This window comes from Vibrio gallaecicus (genome assembly GCF_024347495.1).
GTDB classification, from domain to species: Bacteria; Pseudomonadota; Gammaproteobacteria; order Enterobacterales; family Vibrionaceae; genus Vibrio; species Vibrio gallaecicus.
Genome location: NZ_AP025490.1, coordinates 1430234 through 1444507, shown reverse-complemented (window position 1 = coordinate 1444507; position 14274 = coordinate 1430234). Strand labels below are relative to the sequence as shown.

At 39.5% G+C, this 14274-nt stretch carries 16 protein-coding genes; 6 read left to right on the top strand and 10 right to left on the bottom strand.

Annotation, left to right across the window (positions count from 1 at the left end):
• Positions 1–85: 85 nt before the first annotated feature.
• From cobC to OCU78_RS06355, 5 genes are all read right to left on the bottom strand, one after another.
• Complete coding sequence (gene cobC, locus OCU78_RS06375) at positions 86–697, bottom strand: alpha-ribazole phosphatase family protein (protein WP_137372707.1); 612 nt, start codon at positions 695–697, stop codon at positions 86–88.
• Positions 698–806: 109 nt separating this feature from the next.
• Positions 807–1349, bottom strand: a complete 543-nt coding sequence (gene cobU, locus OCU78_RS06370) for a bifunctional adenosylcobinamide kinase/adenosylcobinamide-phosphate guanylyltransferase (protein ID WP_137372706.1) — start codon at positions 1347–1349, stop codon at positions 807–809.
• Positions 1350–1361: 12 nt separating this feature from the next.
• The gene (locus OCU78_RS06365) at positions 1362–2156 is read right to left on the bottom strand and encodes an adenosylcobinamide-GDP ribazoletransferase (protein WP_137372705.1); all 795 of its coding nucleotides are present in this window, start codon (positions 2154–2156) and stop codon (positions 1362–1364) included.
• Positions 2156–3280 carry a nicotinate-nucleotide--dimethylbenzimidazole phosphoribosyltransferase gene (cobT, locus tag OCU78_RS06360; protein ID WP_137372704.1) on the bottom strand — a complete coding sequence of 375 codons (1125 nt, stop codon included), beginning with the start codon at positions 3278–3280 and terminating at the stop codon, positions 2156–2158. The genes OCU78_RS06365 and cobT overlap by 1 nt, the downstream gene beginning before the upstream one ends.
• A 52-nt stretch (positions 3281–3332) precedes the next feature.
• A complete protein-coding gene (locus OCU78_RS06355; RefSeq protein WP_137372703.1) occupies positions 3333–3944 on the bottom strand; it encodes a flavin reductase family protein in 612 nt (203 codons plus the stop codon).
• Between the two features lie 238 nt (positions 3945–4182).
• Between OCU78_RS06355 and OCU78_RS06350 the strand changes: the two genes are divergently transcribed.
• Positions 4183–4881, top strand: coding sequence for an NAD-dependent epimerase/dehydratase family protein (locus tag OCU78_RS06350; RefSeq protein WP_137372702.1), 699 nt, complete (start codon positions 4183–4185; stop codon positions 4879–4881).
• Positions 4882–5065: 184 nt separating this feature from the next.
• On the top strand, positions 5066–6439 hold the full coding sequence (locus OCU78_RS06345; RefSeq protein ID WP_137372701.1) for an L-cystine transporter: 1374 nt from the start codon (positions 5066–5068) through the stop codon (positions 6437–6439).
• Positions 6440–6619: 180 nt separating this feature from the next.
• On the opposite strand, the gene OCU78_RS06340 is transcribed toward OCU78_RS06345, so the two are convergent.
• Both OCU78_RS06340 and OCU78_RS06335 read right to left on the bottom strand, forming a co-directional pair.
• Complete coding sequence (locus tag OCU78_RS06340) at positions 6620–7012, bottom strand: GlcG/HbpS family heme-binding protein (protein WP_137372700.1); 393 nt, start codon at positions 7010–7012, stop codon at positions 6620–6622.
• A 49-nt stretch (positions 7013–7061) separates the two neighbouring features.
• Positions 7062–8054: an aldo/keto reductase gene (locus OCU78_RS06335; RefSeq protein WP_137372699.1), complete on the bottom strand. Its 993-nt coding sequence runs from the start codon at positions 8052–8054 to the stop codon at positions 7062–7064.
• 166 nt (positions 8055–8220) lie between these two features.
• Here OCU78_RS06335 and OCU78_RS06330 point away from each other — a divergent pair, with 166 nt between their 5' ends.
• Complete coding sequence (locus OCU78_RS06330) at positions 8221–9102, top strand: LysR family transcriptional regulator (protein ID WP_137372698.1); 882 nt, start codon at positions 8221–8223, stop codon at positions 9100–9102.
• 198 nt (positions 9103–9300) lie between these two features.
• Here OCU78_RS06330 and OCU78_RS06325 read toward each other — a convergent pair whose 3' ends face one another.
• Genes OCU78_RS06325 through OCU78_RS06315 form a run of 3 tightly spaced genes read right to left on the bottom strand, consistent with a single transcriptional unit; the run spans position 9301 to position 11430 of the window.
• A complete protein-coding gene (locus OCU78_RS06325; protein ID WP_137372697.1) occupies positions 9301–9819 on the bottom strand; it encodes a DUF2058 domain-containing protein in 519 nt (172 codons plus the stop codon).
• A 35-nt stretch (positions 9820–9854) separates the two neighbouring features.
• Positions 9855–10967, bottom strand: coding sequence for a GGDEF domain-containing protein (locus tag OCU78_RS06320; RefSeq protein ID WP_137372696.1), 1113 nt, complete (start codon positions 10965–10967; stop codon positions 9855–9857).
• The gene (locus tag OCU78_RS06315) at positions 10957–11430 is read right to left on the bottom strand and encodes an oxidoreductase (RefSeq protein WP_137372695.1); all 474 of its coding nucleotides are present in this window, start codon (positions 11428–11430) and stop codon (positions 10957–10959) included. The genes OCU78_RS06320 and OCU78_RS06315 overlap by 11 nt, the downstream gene beginning before the upstream one ends.
• A 252-nt stretch (positions 11431–11682) precedes the next feature.
• Here OCU78_RS06315 and OCU78_RS06310 point away from each other — a divergent pair, with 252 nt between their 5' ends.
• From OCU78_RS06310 to OCU78_RS06300, 3 genes are all read left to right on the top strand, one after another.
• Complete coding sequence (locus OCU78_RS06310; protein WP_137372694.1) at positions 11683–12432, top strand: helix-turn-helix domain-containing protein; 750 nt, start codon at positions 11683–11685, stop codon at positions 12430–12432.
• A 155-nt stretch (positions 12433–12587) separates the two neighbouring features.
• Positions 12588–12815: a hypothetical protein gene (locus OCU78_RS06305; RefSeq protein ID WP_137372693.1), complete on the top strand. Its 228-nt coding sequence runs from the start codon at positions 12588–12590 to the stop codon at positions 12813–12815.
• 246 nt (positions 12816–13061) lie between these two features.
• On the top strand, positions 13062–14123 hold the full coding sequence (locus OCU78_RS06300; RefSeq protein ID WP_240701708.1) for a DUF3187 family protein: 1062 nt from the start codon (positions 13062–13064) through the stop codon (positions 14121–14123).
• Positions 14124–14274: the final 151 nt, after the last annotated feature.

The window sequence follows — 14274 nt, the reverse complement described above, 5'->3', positions numbered from 1 at the left end:
CAACCGAGACTATGTTTTAATCAAAATGAGATTCAATCAAAAACACACCCCATCGCAATGAAAGTATGCGAAACGAGCTAAACGCCTAAAGAAGCGCTAAACCAATAGATTTCACGCTAATAAAATCTTGGTCTGCGTGAGTAATTTTAATATGAGTTATCGATGCATTAGCAATCGATAAATTTGAATACCAACTGGGGTTTGTCCAATCAATATTCAGAGCATGAGCCAATAGAGCTCGAATGACGCCACCATGCGTAACGAGTAATATATTGTCACCTGAGCTTTCTAAAACGTGCGACCAACCACTAAGAACCCGTTCTCTGAATGAGTGTAAACTTTCCGCACCAGATAGCGCATGGTTTGCCGGATCTTGCCAAAACTGTTCTAGTTCATTCCATTGCTGAGTTAAATCATCAAAAGGAACACCATCAACATCACCAAAGTTCATTTCTTGAAATCTAGGGTCGCTGGACATGCCAACATTTAAGTCTTTCGAATACAGAGTCGCGACATCGTAGCAACGCTTTAGTGGCGAAGTAATAACTTGATCAAACTCGACAGGATAAGCCTGTAATGCCTGTTTGATTTGTTGTTGCGTTTCAGTAGTAACAAGCACGTCGGTGGAACCATTCAATGCAGGTTTCCCTTCCACCTTACCGTGCCTTACTAAATAAATATTCTTCGTCTTCAACATTCTGTCTTATTTTTTGACCTTGCTCAGCTGTATTTTTCCATCACGACTACTGCCTAACTGATGGTTTCTCTTTAGTAATTTAAAGACAATAACGCCAAGTTAATTAATTTCAAGACTTTAACTTCATCGGTAAACCAGCGGCAATAAAAGTGACATTAGCGACGACTCTTGCAAGTGCTTGGTTCATTCTACCTGCATTATCAACAAACAAACGTGAGACCTTTCCCATTGGAACAATGCCTAGACCGACTTCATTTGAAACCATTATAAATTGAGCATTGGATTGGTTCACGCTTGAAACAAGGCGTTCAATTTCTAATTCAACTTGTTCATTCGTTGCTTCTTCACCTAAGTTATATATGACATTGTTCAACCACAGTGTTAAGCAGTCCACCAGCACAATATCATTATGGTCAAATCCACTGAACAAGGTATCTAAAGCACTCGATTCTTCATGCTCAATCCAACGTTCATTTCGTCGTTGTTGATGGTGTGCTATTCGCTCCTTCATTTCTTCATCAAAGCAAATAGCCGTCGCAACATAGTTCAGCCTCAGGTCATTTGAACTGTTCGCAAGTTCAATCGCTTTTTGCTCCGCAAAGCCTGACTTTCCAGAACGGGCTCCACCAAGAATAAGATGATGGTTGTTCATTTTTTAATCCATTTAGTTAAACATCGCAATGAAAAAGAGATAGATCAATAACTCCATCAACTGCTGCCCAGCGCCTAAACAATCACCAGTAAAGCCACCTAAACGTGCTAACAACCATTTTTTGAAGAAGAATCGAAAGATAAAAGCTAAAACTAGGAGAGCTAAAGCAATCTCAAGACCAAACCAAAGTGCAGGCAAAAATCCAATAACCATTAGAAACACTAATTCGCCCAGCGTCTGTTTACTTGCCAATGGCTTACTCTTACTTGCATCTAAATCACTTACATAAGGCATATCATAAATTAAAGATGCAGCAACTGCTCTGCTAAGACCGTAGCTGACAACCAAAATGCCGAAAAGAGATGTAACGGAGGATAACTCATTGAGAAGCAGCCACTTACCTAGCAACGCCATAACAAGAGCAGATGCGCCATATGTACCAATTCGGCTATCTTTCATTATGGTTAAACGGCGCTCTAGCGTCATGCCGCCACCAACACCATCAGCCATATCGGTTAGACCATCTTCATGAAATGCGCCTGTGAGCATCAAACTAAAAGCCATAGTGAGAAAAATACTGACAGTTGCAGGGAATACCAGTTCAAGCAATACATAACTTATCCCGCATAATGCACCAAGTAATAAGCCAACCAGAGAAAAATATCGACCCGCACGGTTCATTCTTTCTTCTGAATATGGTGTGCTCGCTGGGATAGGAATTCGTGAAAAGAAGCTTAGCGCCAGAGCAAACAACTCCCATTGGTATTTAATGCGCTGCGTTAATGTAAGCGTATTCTCTTCGGCCATTAAACAGTCACTCCAGCACTTTCAAAACTCGCCATATGATTATAAAACTGAGCGGAAGCTTTAATGATTGGTAGTGCCAATGCCGCGCCAGTCCCTTCACCAAGGCGTAGCCCAAGATCCAGTAGTGGTTCAGCATTCAATTTATGTAAAACAATTTTATGACCAGACTCTTCTGAACGATGTGCAAATATCATGTATTCACGTGCATTAGGCTCAATAAGTGTTGCGACATAAGCTGCGACAGAAACAATGAAGCCATCAACTAAGACTGGTGTTTTATGTTGATATGCTGAAAGAAAAGCTCCCACCATTTGTACAATTTCGAAGCCACCAACCTCAGCTAACACCTTATGTGGGCACAAGTTTTGTGGCGATAAGTTATGCGAAGTCAGCACCCTTTTATGAGATAAGTCACTTTGCTCAGACAATTCCGCGCAGCGTGCAACACCTTTTGAGACTAATTGAGTTTTAAGTGCTAGTTGTTCGGAACTGATACCCGTACCTAACCCAACACAATTTTCAACGTTACTGCCTGTTAAAGCCGCTAGAATTGCCGAAGCACTACTGGTATTTCCGATCCCCATTTCACCAAACATGATCAAGTTAGAACCTTGAGACACTTTTGTAGAAACTATCTGCCCACCTAAAACCAGACCACGTTCAACTTGCTCATCTGCCATTGCCGCTTCTTTGGCAAAATTTGCAGTTCGTCGACCTAGACGTTGAGCTACCAAAGTTGGGTTTTCTTTCTGTACAGATGCTTGCTCTACAAGCACTTGATCTATAGGTAATAGTATTCCGGTATCAACAATGGTTAAATCAATGTCGTTCACCGTACAAAAACAGTTGATCGCGGCTCCACCATTTAAGAAGTTTAGAACCATTTGTTGTGTCACCGCACTTGGTGCAATACTCACGCCTTCATCTGCAATACCATGATCCCCAGCAAAGATAATTAAGCTCGGCTTTCTAATTTCAATGGTTGTAACCGCCTGATCTTTTCCTTGGCTTTGAATCAATGCCAATCGATGTGCGACTTGCTCTAATTGACCCAGCGCCCCTAATGGCTTTGTTTTTTGGTCAATATGATTTTGGATATCTTGCGAGTATTTTGTGTTTAGCATAAAGGTTCTATTAATTGGGATTCTTAGGCGGTAGTAATGAGTTAATGTACCGTTATTTTGGGCGAGCGACAGAAAACACGTTTGATAAAGTCGCGTATTCACCACCACCTAATCGAGATAATGGATCAAGCGCCAAAGCGTCAACTTTTAACCTTTCACTGTCTTTGTCTAGAACGTCATCAGAAATGTAGACACACTCAACCTGAGCGAAAATTAGGCTCTGAGGCGTGGCACCTAGCTCTTTCACTTCAAACAGGCTACAGCCAAAAGCAATACTGCATTCTTTTAGCCTTGGTAAGCTGAAGCCTTCGAAATCGACAAGATCAATACCATTGGTAGAGATCTCTGATTCCCCGTGGTCAAGCGTTGCGGCAGTGGCAGTGACCGCTTCAGAAGAATGAGCAGACGCAATATGAACCACCATTTTCCCTGTTTCTAGCACATTTCGTGTGGTGTCTTTAATTTCATCATTAGGCTTTTTGCCTACAGACAGCATCAGTAATGGTGGATTACTTGAAACAGGCGTGAAATAAGAAAATGGCGCGAGGTTATAATTTTCTGGGGAGGATTCAGTCAGTGCCCATGCAATTGGACGAGGGACAATAGTTTGAGTCATTAGGTGATAAATTTGCGTTGGTGCAAGCGTATCAAATTTGATATTCATAGCGCATCCTTGGTCTATGTTTGATATTCAATAGAAGGTTCTATATACAACTTAATGATTATTAGGTGAACCAAGCTCGAATTAGTTTACTCGCTAAGTCAGTCTCTATCTATTATTAACTAATGATAATTCAATAAAAATAAACACTTAAACATCACAGACTGCTCTATAACAAACCACTACACTGGATAATCATATTAGGTTCGAATTCACACAGGAAACAAGGTATTTATAATTAATGACTATCTCAGGTGACAACACTTCCGTAATCATTGCAGGAGCTTCAGGATTAATTGGAGGTCATGCGTTAAAGCTATTAGTGATAGAGCCTGCTATATCTCACGTTTACGCGCTGTCGCGATCGTCTCTTTTCGATAGCTCAATCGACCAAAGTAAATTAACTAATATCATTAATGCTGATTTACACATTAACCAATGGGAAGATACTTTACCGCCGCCAACACTTGGGTTGATCTGTTTAGGTACAACATTAAAGCAAGCAGGTTCAAAGGAAGCATTAAGAAAAGTAGATGTGGAGCTTGTCTGCGAAGTGGCACAGACCATGAAATTACTTGGGGTCGAAAGAATGGCGGTTGTGTCTAGTTACGGTGCTTCTACTCAATCTTATTCTCATTACTTACGTTGCAAAGGCAACATGGAGCAGAACTTAATGAGGATGGGATTTAAACAAGTACTATTCATGAGGCCAGGTCCCCTAACCGGTGAAAGAAAACAAAGCCGATCCGATGAGCAGCTTCTTCAAAAGTTAATGCCAATTTTCTCCCCATTCTTACTTGGGAAATTTAAAAACCTTCGCCCTATTGCAGCATACGACGTTGCGCAAGCCATGTTGTTTAAATTATTTGAAATTAATTATCACCCAATTGAAATGTATGACTCGACTGAAATGCTCAATTTACTTTCAAAATATCGTTAATATGTTCAGTTAAACATCAGGCTGGTGAATGCATAATCACCAGCCAAATCAGTTATTCCCATTCGTTCTATTAAATTACTTTTGCTTATTTTACGTTTTGTTACAGGTCGCTATCTTACCTAACAGTATTGCTGACCATATATAACTCAGCTCATTAAAATTAAGTAATTCATAAGGACGTCAAATGTCATTTCCAGCTATCGCGGCGTTAGCGATATTCATTGGTATTCTATTCTTTCTCTACGGACAGCAGAAAAAAGAACACACTCTTTCACGCTTAGTGCTGCTTGGTTTAGTTTTCGGTAGCTCATTTGGTCTAGGCTTGCAGCTGATATTTGGTGAAGGCAGCACAGTAATAAAAGAAACATTGGATTGGGTGAATGTGGTTGGCCGCGGTTACGTTGGTTTACTTAAAATGGTCATCATGCCACTTGTACTTGTTTCAATGATTGCTGCGGTAGTCAAACTTGAAAAAGGTGGATCGTTAGGAAAGATTTCAGGTCTTACGATTTCGGTATTGCTTGCTACAACTGCTATTTCTGCGATTGTCGGTATTATAGTAACACAAGCGTTCGGACTGTCTGCTGAAGGGCTGGTAGAAGGATCACGTGAAACCGCTCGTATTGCTGCACTTGAAAGCCGCATTGGTAAAGTATCTGACTTAACGATCCCTCAAATGCTGGTTAGCTTTATTCCAACCAATCCATTTGCAGATTTAACAGGCGCTCGCTCTACATCAATCATTGCGGTTGTTATCTTTGGTGTGCTTACAGGTATTGCTGCACGTAAAGTAATGGCAGAAAAAGAAGAACTTGAATCACCAATTCGCACTTTTGTCGAAGCAGCTCAATCTATCGTAATGCGCTTGGTTAAGATGATAATGGCACTCACGCCCTACGGTATCGCAGCTCTAATGGCTAAGGTTGTAGCAACATCAAGTGCTTCAGATATCTTAAGTTTGCTAGGATTCATCGTCGCGTCTTACGTAGCTATTCTTCTGATGTTTGTTGTGCACGGTGTATTAGTCTCTTTTGTTGGCGTAAACCCGAAAGAGTACTTCCAAAAAATCTGGCCTGTTTTAACGTTCGCTTTCACATCTCGTAGTTCTGCGGCCACTATTCCACTGAATGTTGAAGCTCAAATTACCAAGCTAAACGTACCACCAGCAATTGCTAACCTTTCAGCTTCATTCGGTGCAACAATTGGTCAGAACGGTTGTGCGGGTATTTACCCTGCAATGCTAGCAGTAATGGTTGCTCCAACTGTAGGCATTGACCCAATGGACATCAACTTCATTATTTCTCTGATTGCTATTATTACCGTGAGCTCCTTTGGTATTGCTGGCGTAGGTGGCGGCGCGACTTTCGCTGCACTTATCGTACTACCAGCTATGGGGCTTCCAGTGACTATTGCGGCACTGCTTATTTCTATCGAGCCACTTATCGATATGGCTCGTACAGCACTTAATGTATCAGGAGCAATGACTGCAGGTACAATCACTAGCCGTATATTAGGTAAGAAAGAGTCTGAAACTAAGCTTGAAGAAGCGAACGCTTAAATACTTACTTCTAATTGGCTTATTTGATGAGTGATTCAACGATTACTCATCTAATCCATAACAAAAAACCGACGCTATAGACGTCGGTTTTTTATCATTCAGTTTACTCGCATTTCAAATCGCCAAACTGAATACGGATTATTACTTGGGTAATCAGAAATTTTTGGGAATGAGTAAATATTAAAGGCAACGAACAATCACTTCTTTAGCAAGCTCTTCATCCTCTTGCTCACTTAAACCACTGATACCAACCGCTCCAATTATCTGTTCACCCTTTTCAATAGGAATACCACCTTTGAAGCCAGTTATCCTAGAGTCAGTCCAGTAACTTATGTCCTTCCCTGTTTCTTTTGCCCACGCGCCTAGGTTACCACTTGGCTGCCGATCTCTTGCCGATGTATAGGCTTTGTTCTGAGCTAATAGCCCAGCTTGAACACTAACTTCATCCATTTTAGAAAAACTAACCAACTCACTATGAGTATCACAAATACTCACTGCGATAGATTGATTACGACTTCGAGCAAGATCTAATGCTGTATTCACTAAGTGTTGTGCAAGGCTTAAATTCAGCATAAATAATTCCTATTTCAATGAACTTTCTTCGATGAACTTTCAAACATCACTATGGCAACGCTTGCCCGCGAGAATACACGTAAAGGTTGTACCATTCTTCTCGGCTTAACCTCACTTCGGTAGCCCGTGAAGAGGCTTTGATCCTATCTAAATTGGTAGTACCGATAATTGGCTGAATATTTGCTGGGTGCCTTAGTAAAAATGCCAACACAATAGCTTCACTTGTTACGCCATATTGATCAGCAAGCTGCGTTACATAATGAGCCGTTTTACGTATATTTTCGTGTTCAGAATGATGACCTAACTCTGAAAAACGACCTTGACCCAAACAACCCCACGCCTGCAATTGGACGCCATTCATACGGCAATGCTCAATAGTTCCAGCGGGGAAATCAGATTGGTGGTAGCCCTCAGTATTCACCATCACGCCTTCATTTAGCCAGTCTAATTTAGCTAAGCTCATCTCCATCTGATTGGCGACAATGGGTAGCTCAAGTGCTGATTGAAGAAACTGAATTTGATGACTATTCATGTTCGACACACCGAAAAAGTCGACTTTTCCTTGCTTATGGATTGAATGAAGTGCTTCTACGAGCTCTTCTAAATTCATCAGAGGATCTGGTCTGTGCAACAAAAGTACATCTAACTTCTCAGTATTTAAGCGCTGCAAAATGCTATCAACTGACTGACTCACCCAATCTGAAGAAAAATCATAACGACCCACGTTGCCTTCTCCTTGAAAACGAATACCGCATTTAGATTGGATAAACATGTTGTCACGTAACGAAGGGCTCTGTTTTAGAACAGATCCAAATGCCTGTTCAGCTTTAGTGAATGTATAAATATCAGCGTGATCAAACACGTTGATCCCCGACTCTAATGCCAGTTCAATAATATCATTAGCTTGCTTAACATCCTCTTTAGAGGTTGGTTTTGAATTCCAACCGCCACCTAAACCCATACACCCATAGGCAATAGTGCTAACGTTTGGAAGATAGTTCGACAATGGAATCGCCTGGCTTGAAGTGGATGTTTTACTCATAATCGTTTCTCATTCGTAAAGATATCCTCACATCATATTGTTCTTTATAATAAACTAAATAGGCTTTTTCCGAATTGATTGTTCGCTATAATGAACAAACAAGATATTGGTCAGCCATCGCTGCTATCCAAATTTCGCAGCATTTCAGGGGAAAGGTGAAAACAAGATGAATGAACACAAGCGCATAGAACGCTTAATGCTTTTTGTCGAACTTGCTCAACAGCTTAATTTCACTAAGGCAGCTCAAACATTAGGAATATCAAAAAGCTATTTATCAGAGCAAGTAAAAAGGCTTGAAGCTGAATTAAAATGCCCATTACTGGTTCGCACAACTCGCAGTGTTCGCCTGACTCAAGAAGGCGAGCGAGTGCTTGCACAGGGGCTAACAATTCGCAGCCAAGTGCTAGACCTAGAACGGAGTGTGTCTGATGAGCATGAAAAAGTCAGTGGCTTGCTTAGGCTTACCGCAACTAAAATGTTCGCTGAAGTTTTTCTGTTTGATATTTGTCAGCGTTTTAAGAAGATCTATCCTGACATTTGTTTTGAGATCAACTCTAGCTATACAACATTCAACCTAAATCAAGACGGTATTGATATCGCTTTCAGAGCTACTAATACTCCACCTGAGAACATGGTGGCAACCAAACTTATCTCATACCAGCATGACTTAGTAGCATCACCAGCATACCTAGAAGAGTTTGGGAGACCGAATCAAGTCTCTGATCTTCACAACCACCAATGCTTAGCAACTTTACATCAAAGGTTATGGCCACTTTTATCGGAAGATATTACCGTATCCGGCTGGGTATCGAGCAACGAAAACCATTTGCTGAAACAGCAAGCCCTAGCTGGGAATGGCATTCTTCGTATTGCGAGTTATTACGTAGAAAAAGAGGTAATGAATGGAGAATTGGAACTAGTTCTTGCCGATGAATGTATTGAAATGAATAACAGTGTGTATTTATTCCACCCGCAGATGATTTACCCAGCGCAAAAGCATAAAGTGTTCATTCAATTTGTTCGAGACTACTTTAAAGACCGCTCGTAACACTGATGAATTAAGACATGCTATATCAATTATTTAGTCAATGCATTGATTGCCTAGATACAAAAATGCAGCGGCTACTTTATCAATAGCCGCTGCATTTTTAATAAGAATATTTTAAGTTATCAGCATAGCCCTAAGATGTTTAAGAAAAGCTCTTATGCACGCCTTTGCTGTCTTAAAAATTTCTAATAGAAGGCATTACCACATTAGATCGTCTGGGATTACGAAATCTTTATATGGATCATCTTCGTCTAAGACTTCTTCCGTTATCTGAGTATCAATTATTGATTCTTCATCACGCATCGCGATTTTGTTTGCAACACCTGTAGGGATAACGGCATAACCCTCACCTTCACGAGCAATGCTTAAAATACCACTGCTCAGTTGTTTACGAGTCAACTCTTCAACATAAAGGTATTTTACGATAGTGCCATCTGTGAAGTTATATTTGATCTCACCGCTCTTAAGATCCAACTTATTAAGTTCGATCAGTTGTTTCACCTGAGCTTTAATTTCTTTACTCAACTGCTTGTCTTTTAGCTGTTGATTTAACTCTTTATCTTTCGCTTGCTGCGTCAATTTTGTTTCTTCAGCTGCAGCTTTTGCTTCTCTTGCTTGTACTCGAGACTTTTTAGAGCCTTTCTTTGCTTTCTTTAATTTTTTTTCATTTACTAAGCCAGCTTTTAGCATTTGCTCTTGTAATGTTAACTTTGCCATGACCTTCCCAACTCAGGATTTAAAAAACTGCCGTATCATACCTGTTTTTTTCGCTTCTGTTTATCCTGCTTATTAGAAAACTTCATCTCATACATCTTCATATCCGCAATACCCAAAAGGTCATCTACCTCTTCGGCATCGTCCGGGTAATGCGATACCCCAACACTGACTGCGAGCTGGCTATATTTGAAGTAGTTATTACCTTGTGAAGGATAACGCACGTAATTAACCACGCTGCCTTCCAAAGTTGGGTTACTAAAAGTTTGAACAATTGCAAACTCATCCCCTCCAATCCGATAAGCTTCACAATTTGGAACTGTAATACCATTTAAGTACTTTGCGAAAGCCACAAGCACTCTGTCCCCTTCTTGATGCCCAAATTGGTCGTTTATGGCTTTGAAACCATCCATATCTAGCAGATAAACTGTAAAGTTTTTTTGATCCTGTTTAAGCTTACCTATGGCTTCAAACAGAGCAAGTCGATTACCTAATGAAGTAAGCGAGTCAGATATTGCAATATATTTATGGTGCCTAGCTTCCAAATAGAAAGTGCCACTAATCAAACAAATACAAAAGACAAAGCCAATTAGAAAAACCCACTGTAACGATTCAAGTCTATTAGCTTTCCTCTGTTGCTCTTGATACAACGGGCTTGCGACTCTAAAGTTTCGGTTCACAAAGTCGATCATATTTACATAAAGGTCATTGACCGCTTCGTTGAATAACTTCCCTTTTTCCAAGTCGGTATCTGACACTCCATGCAGCATAGGCTCCAGTGCTTTGTAATCTTCAAATAAACTCGTAAAGAAAGACTTCGTGTGGTTATTGGAAAGGAAATTATCAGCTTCACGACTCTCTAGCACTAAATCGAACCTGCTCCAGGCTAAATCATATTTCAACCATACAAACTTCATATGCTCATCACCGTCTCCAATATGGTTCGATTCAGCCACAAGTTCAGATAACTCTTTCGTTAATTGAAAAAGAAACCATGTTGCTTGGTTTTGGTGATCGGAATACGACTTTGCAAGCTGACGTGTTTCCTTCATTAAAGAGATATTAGCAAGTAGCAATACACATGAAATGGTAAGCAACATAACTTTTGCTATACGTAAGAAAGGTTGAATTATTTTAAAATTATTCGTCATCGCCTATCAGTTCAATTTTCTCTATCTGCCATACCATTTGAGAATGGTAAGCAGGAGTGTCTAATTCAGGATACTGATTCAACGAATAAATCAGCCAGTACGGCCCTTTATATCTAACAGGCATTAAGTTTCCATCTTTCAGAAAAGCAATTATCGGATGATATTGTTCAATATCAGATTTCAGCACATCAACTGAATAGTCATTCAAACCTCGTACGGTCATGACTTCAGGAAGCTCAACATCCAGTTCATCGAACAAATCAGACACGGAAACACCCGTAAATTTGGATTCACCGTTGAGCCAAGGTAAGTCGGTTGTAAAAGATGTATTGGGCATTTTTTGAAGATCTTTAATCTCCAAAATAATCGGGGGCTGCTGATTGTTTTTCCAAATAATTTGCATAGGCTCAGCCTGAGCGATTGGAAATAGTGCTAAAGCAAATATAAAAACCAACAATTTCATCTAAAAGTCCTTAATTTTTTGCTTCATCTAATAACAATAGTATAAATAAAAATGTTAGTTTCGTTAATTAAATGCATAAGACAACTGTATTACTGAGCCTAAACATTGATCTAGCTTTAACTTTAAAAGTAGAAATCAGCAGAGTTTCTCAAATTTATGCTTTGTCATCCACATCAAAAGTTTTATTTTATTCAGTTACTTGTTAAGTTCTATTTATTGATTTAATGGGTTTTATAAATATATAGAGTCGATATGCCTGCCGGTACAAAATTTGTCATTAAAGAGCTAAAAAAACAGCTCAAACTACATGAAATTCAATATCAAGACATTGCCGTCCAATTGGATCTAAGTGAAGGCTCAGTTAAACGTCTTCTGGCTGATGGAAGTAATATCAGTTTGTCTAGGCTCAACAGAATTTGCGAACTTATGCAGTTTGATTTAGCGGAACTGTTTCGACTCGCTTCTCTATCGACAACGGGGCTACAAACACTAACTCTCGCTCAAGAACAGAACATCGTTGACGATAAAGCATTACTAATGGTCTCTGTGTGCGTAATGAACGGTTTCAAATTTCATGAAATATTGGATCGTTACAATATAAATAAAAGCATGTTAATCCAAAAGCTTGCTGAACTTGATCGCATTGGGATTATTGAATTATTGCCTGAGAATCGTATTCGATTGTTACTTTCCCCTACTTTTAATTGGATTGCAGGCGGTCCGATTCAATCTTTCTTCCTTAACGAAGTCTTACCACAATTTTTTAATAGCCATTTTGATCGCCAAGATGAAAAATTAGTTATGGCAACTGGGCTTATGTCTCCTCATACCAACCAAAAATTTCAGAAGAAAATTCAAAAGCTGATTGATGATTTCCATGAAGAATGCCAAGACGACTCTAAACTTGACATAAAAGACCGAAATGGCACCTCAATTGTGATCGCTTTAAGGCGTTGGCATTTCGATATGTTCGATACTATTGGTTCTATCAACGGCAAGTAACATAATATGCGACTTCAAGTTTCAACATTATAAACTTGAATGTTTGAGCTTTAATTATAACCAATACAGATGCATTGTTACCTCACAGGTCAGAGGAGATGCATTCTAAATACTTTATCTCCTTTGCATAGATTACATAGATAAAGGACGAAACTATGAACATTTTTAATAAGTTACTATTAGCTACTATCGCATTAACTTCTACTGTTGGATGTACAAGTACACGATATGCTCCAAATTTGATGATTGCCTCACCGATCAAAAGCATTAACTTAGCCCCTACCATCAACACCCTTACTAATGTAACTAAAGCGCTTACTCCAGTGATTCTCACTTTGGCGCAACCTGTCGTCATTTCACCTAAGATTGTTCTTTCTAATTAACGATTTAATTAATAAGCTCTGTTTGATAGCTTTCCGCCTCGGGAAAGCTATCAAACAGAGCTTTCAACTGCCTCACTCTCCTTTCTAAATACCCTCTATTTACACCCTCTTTCAATTGACGACACAAATTTCGGTCTATTAGCAACATATAGATACTAAGAAACAGTTTACGTAATTAATTAGATATCTATCATTTATCTAACTAGACTTTTCCTATTAGTAATTATGCTTTGCATGGAGGCTAGTATGAGAAAAGTCGTTGAGCCGGGTTATGATTTGATTACTCTCGATATAAACAAGATGACACTTCATATCACGCATTTCATCTTCGCGGCACTATTCTTTTTCTACACAAGCCAAAGCTTTGCGATTGACGAGCTATCAGCCTCCGAGCCACATTCAACACCAAATTTTGGTCCGTTACTCAGTTACGCTCAAGCTCCTCTTCAAACAAACAGCCTCACCCCCCAACTACGTTCTGGTTATTCGATGGAAAACGGTTCAACTGAGATGTATTCAGCTTTAACAGCTGCAAGTATTTGGATAAAAACTCGTGACTACCGAGCCGATTATTATCAAAATCAACTTTTCATCGGTACGAAATGGCAAGCTACACCTCAACTTCAGTTAGACCTCCACTACCGTTGGAACTACGCCTCAAATAATTATTTAGATGGTCCAATTGAAGGTTTCCATGAGTTCTTTAGCATCCAACATAATGGCAGGGATCAAGTCGATGATCATCAGTTCAATATTGCTGTACCAAAGTACAATATCAGGGTGGATGATTTTGAAGGGGATACTATAAGTAGTGCATTCACCTTTTATGCGCAGTACCAACTAATAGCAGTTGAACATCATGGCTTATCTGCTGGGACATCAATTTTTTATAACCGAGTGCCAAACGGTGCATTTGAAGGTCACCAACTAGAACAATCTCTTCAATTAAATTATGAATTCAGAGTGGCTGACCATAGTTTGTTCACCAATGTGGGTGTGGTATATCAATACGATGCGCAAACCATTGGAGATTTACCACACAATACTTTGAGGTATTCTTGGGCGGGAGGCTATCAATTTCAGTTTATAGAAAATCACGAACTTCATCTTGAGTATCGTTTATATGAAGGAGCAGAAAATGGGATCTCTGATCTATCTTTTGCTGTGCATGAAATACTAGCAGGTTACCGGTATCGAATGGAAAATTCGGCAATTGAGTTACTATTTGTAGAGAATGTCGTGAATATGGATAATTCTACTGATATTGCCTTTCAAATAGGATATCGATACCAATTCCGAAGTAACTGAACCCTGACTTCTAGGATATTTTAAATACTCTTTTAATATTAGCGTTGGCGAGAGTACAGCTTTATAGCTTTATAGCTTTATAGCTTTATAAGTGTGTCTCTTGATGACTTTGAAAATAATAAGAGAGCTGTGAACAGCCCTCTAAATCGAT

Bases quoted from the DNA above. Each gene is read 5' to 3' on its own strand.
- cobC (WP_137372707.1), bottom strand. From the start codon at position 697: ATGTTGAAGACGAAGAATATTTATTTAGTAAGGCACGGTAAGGTGGAA.
- OCU78_RS06365 (WP_137372705.1), bottom strand. From the start codon at position 2,156: ATGGCCGAAGAGAATACGCTTACATTAACGCAGCGCATTAAATACCAA.
- OCU78_RS06345 (WP_137372701.1), top strand. From the start codon at position 5,066: ATGTCATTTCCAGCTATCGCGGCGTTAGCGATATTCATTGGTATTCTA.
- OCU78_RS06355 (WP_137372703.1), bottom strand. From the start codon at position 3,944: ATGAATATCAAATTTGATACGCTTGCACCAACGCAAATTTATCACCTA.
- OCU78_RS06335 (WP_137372699.1), bottom strand. From the start codon at position 8,054: ATGAGTAAAACATCCACTTCAAGCCAGGCGATTCCATTGTCGAACTAT.
- OCU78_RS06330 (WP_137372698.1), top strand. From the start codon at position 8,221: ATGAATGAACACAAGCGCATAGAACGCTTAATGCTTTTTGTCGAACTT.
- OCU78_RS06310 (WP_137372694.1), top strand. From the start codon at position 11,683: ATGCCTGCCGGTACAAAATTTGTCATTAAAGAGCTAAAAAAACAGCTC.
- cobT (WP_137372704.1), bottom strand. From the start codon at position 3,280: ATGCTAAACACAAAATACTCGCAAGATATCCAAAATCATATTGACCAA.
- OCU78_RS06350 (WP_137372702.1), top strand. From the start codon at position 4,183: ATGACTATCTCAGGTGACAACACTTCCGTAATCATTGCAGGAGCTTCA.
- OCU78_RS06320 (WP_137372696.1), bottom strand. From the start codon at position 10,967: ATGACGAATAATTTTAAAATAATTCAACCTTTCTTACGTATAGCAAAA.
- cobU (WP_137372706.1), bottom strand. From the start codon at position 1,349: ATGAACAACCATCATCTTATTCTTGGTGGAGCCCGTTCTGGAAAGTCA.
- OCU78_RS06300 (WP_240701708.1), top strand. From the start codon at position 13,062: ATGAGAAAAGTCGTTGAGCCGGGTTATGATTTGATTACTCTCGATATA.
- OCU78_RS06340 (WP_137372700.1), bottom strand. From the start codon at position 7,012: ATGCTGAATTTAAGCCTTGCACAACACTTAGTGAATACAGCATTAGAT.
- OCU78_RS06315 (WP_137372695.1), bottom strand. From the start codon at position 11,430: ATGAAATTGTTGGTTTTTATATTTGCTTTAGCACTATTTCCAATCGCT.
- OCU78_RS06325 (WP_137372697.1), bottom strand. From the start codon at position 9,819: ATGGCAAAGTTAACATTACAAGAGCAAATGCTAAAAGCTGGCTTAGTA.
- OCU78_RS06305 (WP_137372693.1), top strand. From the start codon at position 12,588: ATGAACATTTTTAATAAGTTACTATTAGCTACTATCGCATTAACTTCT.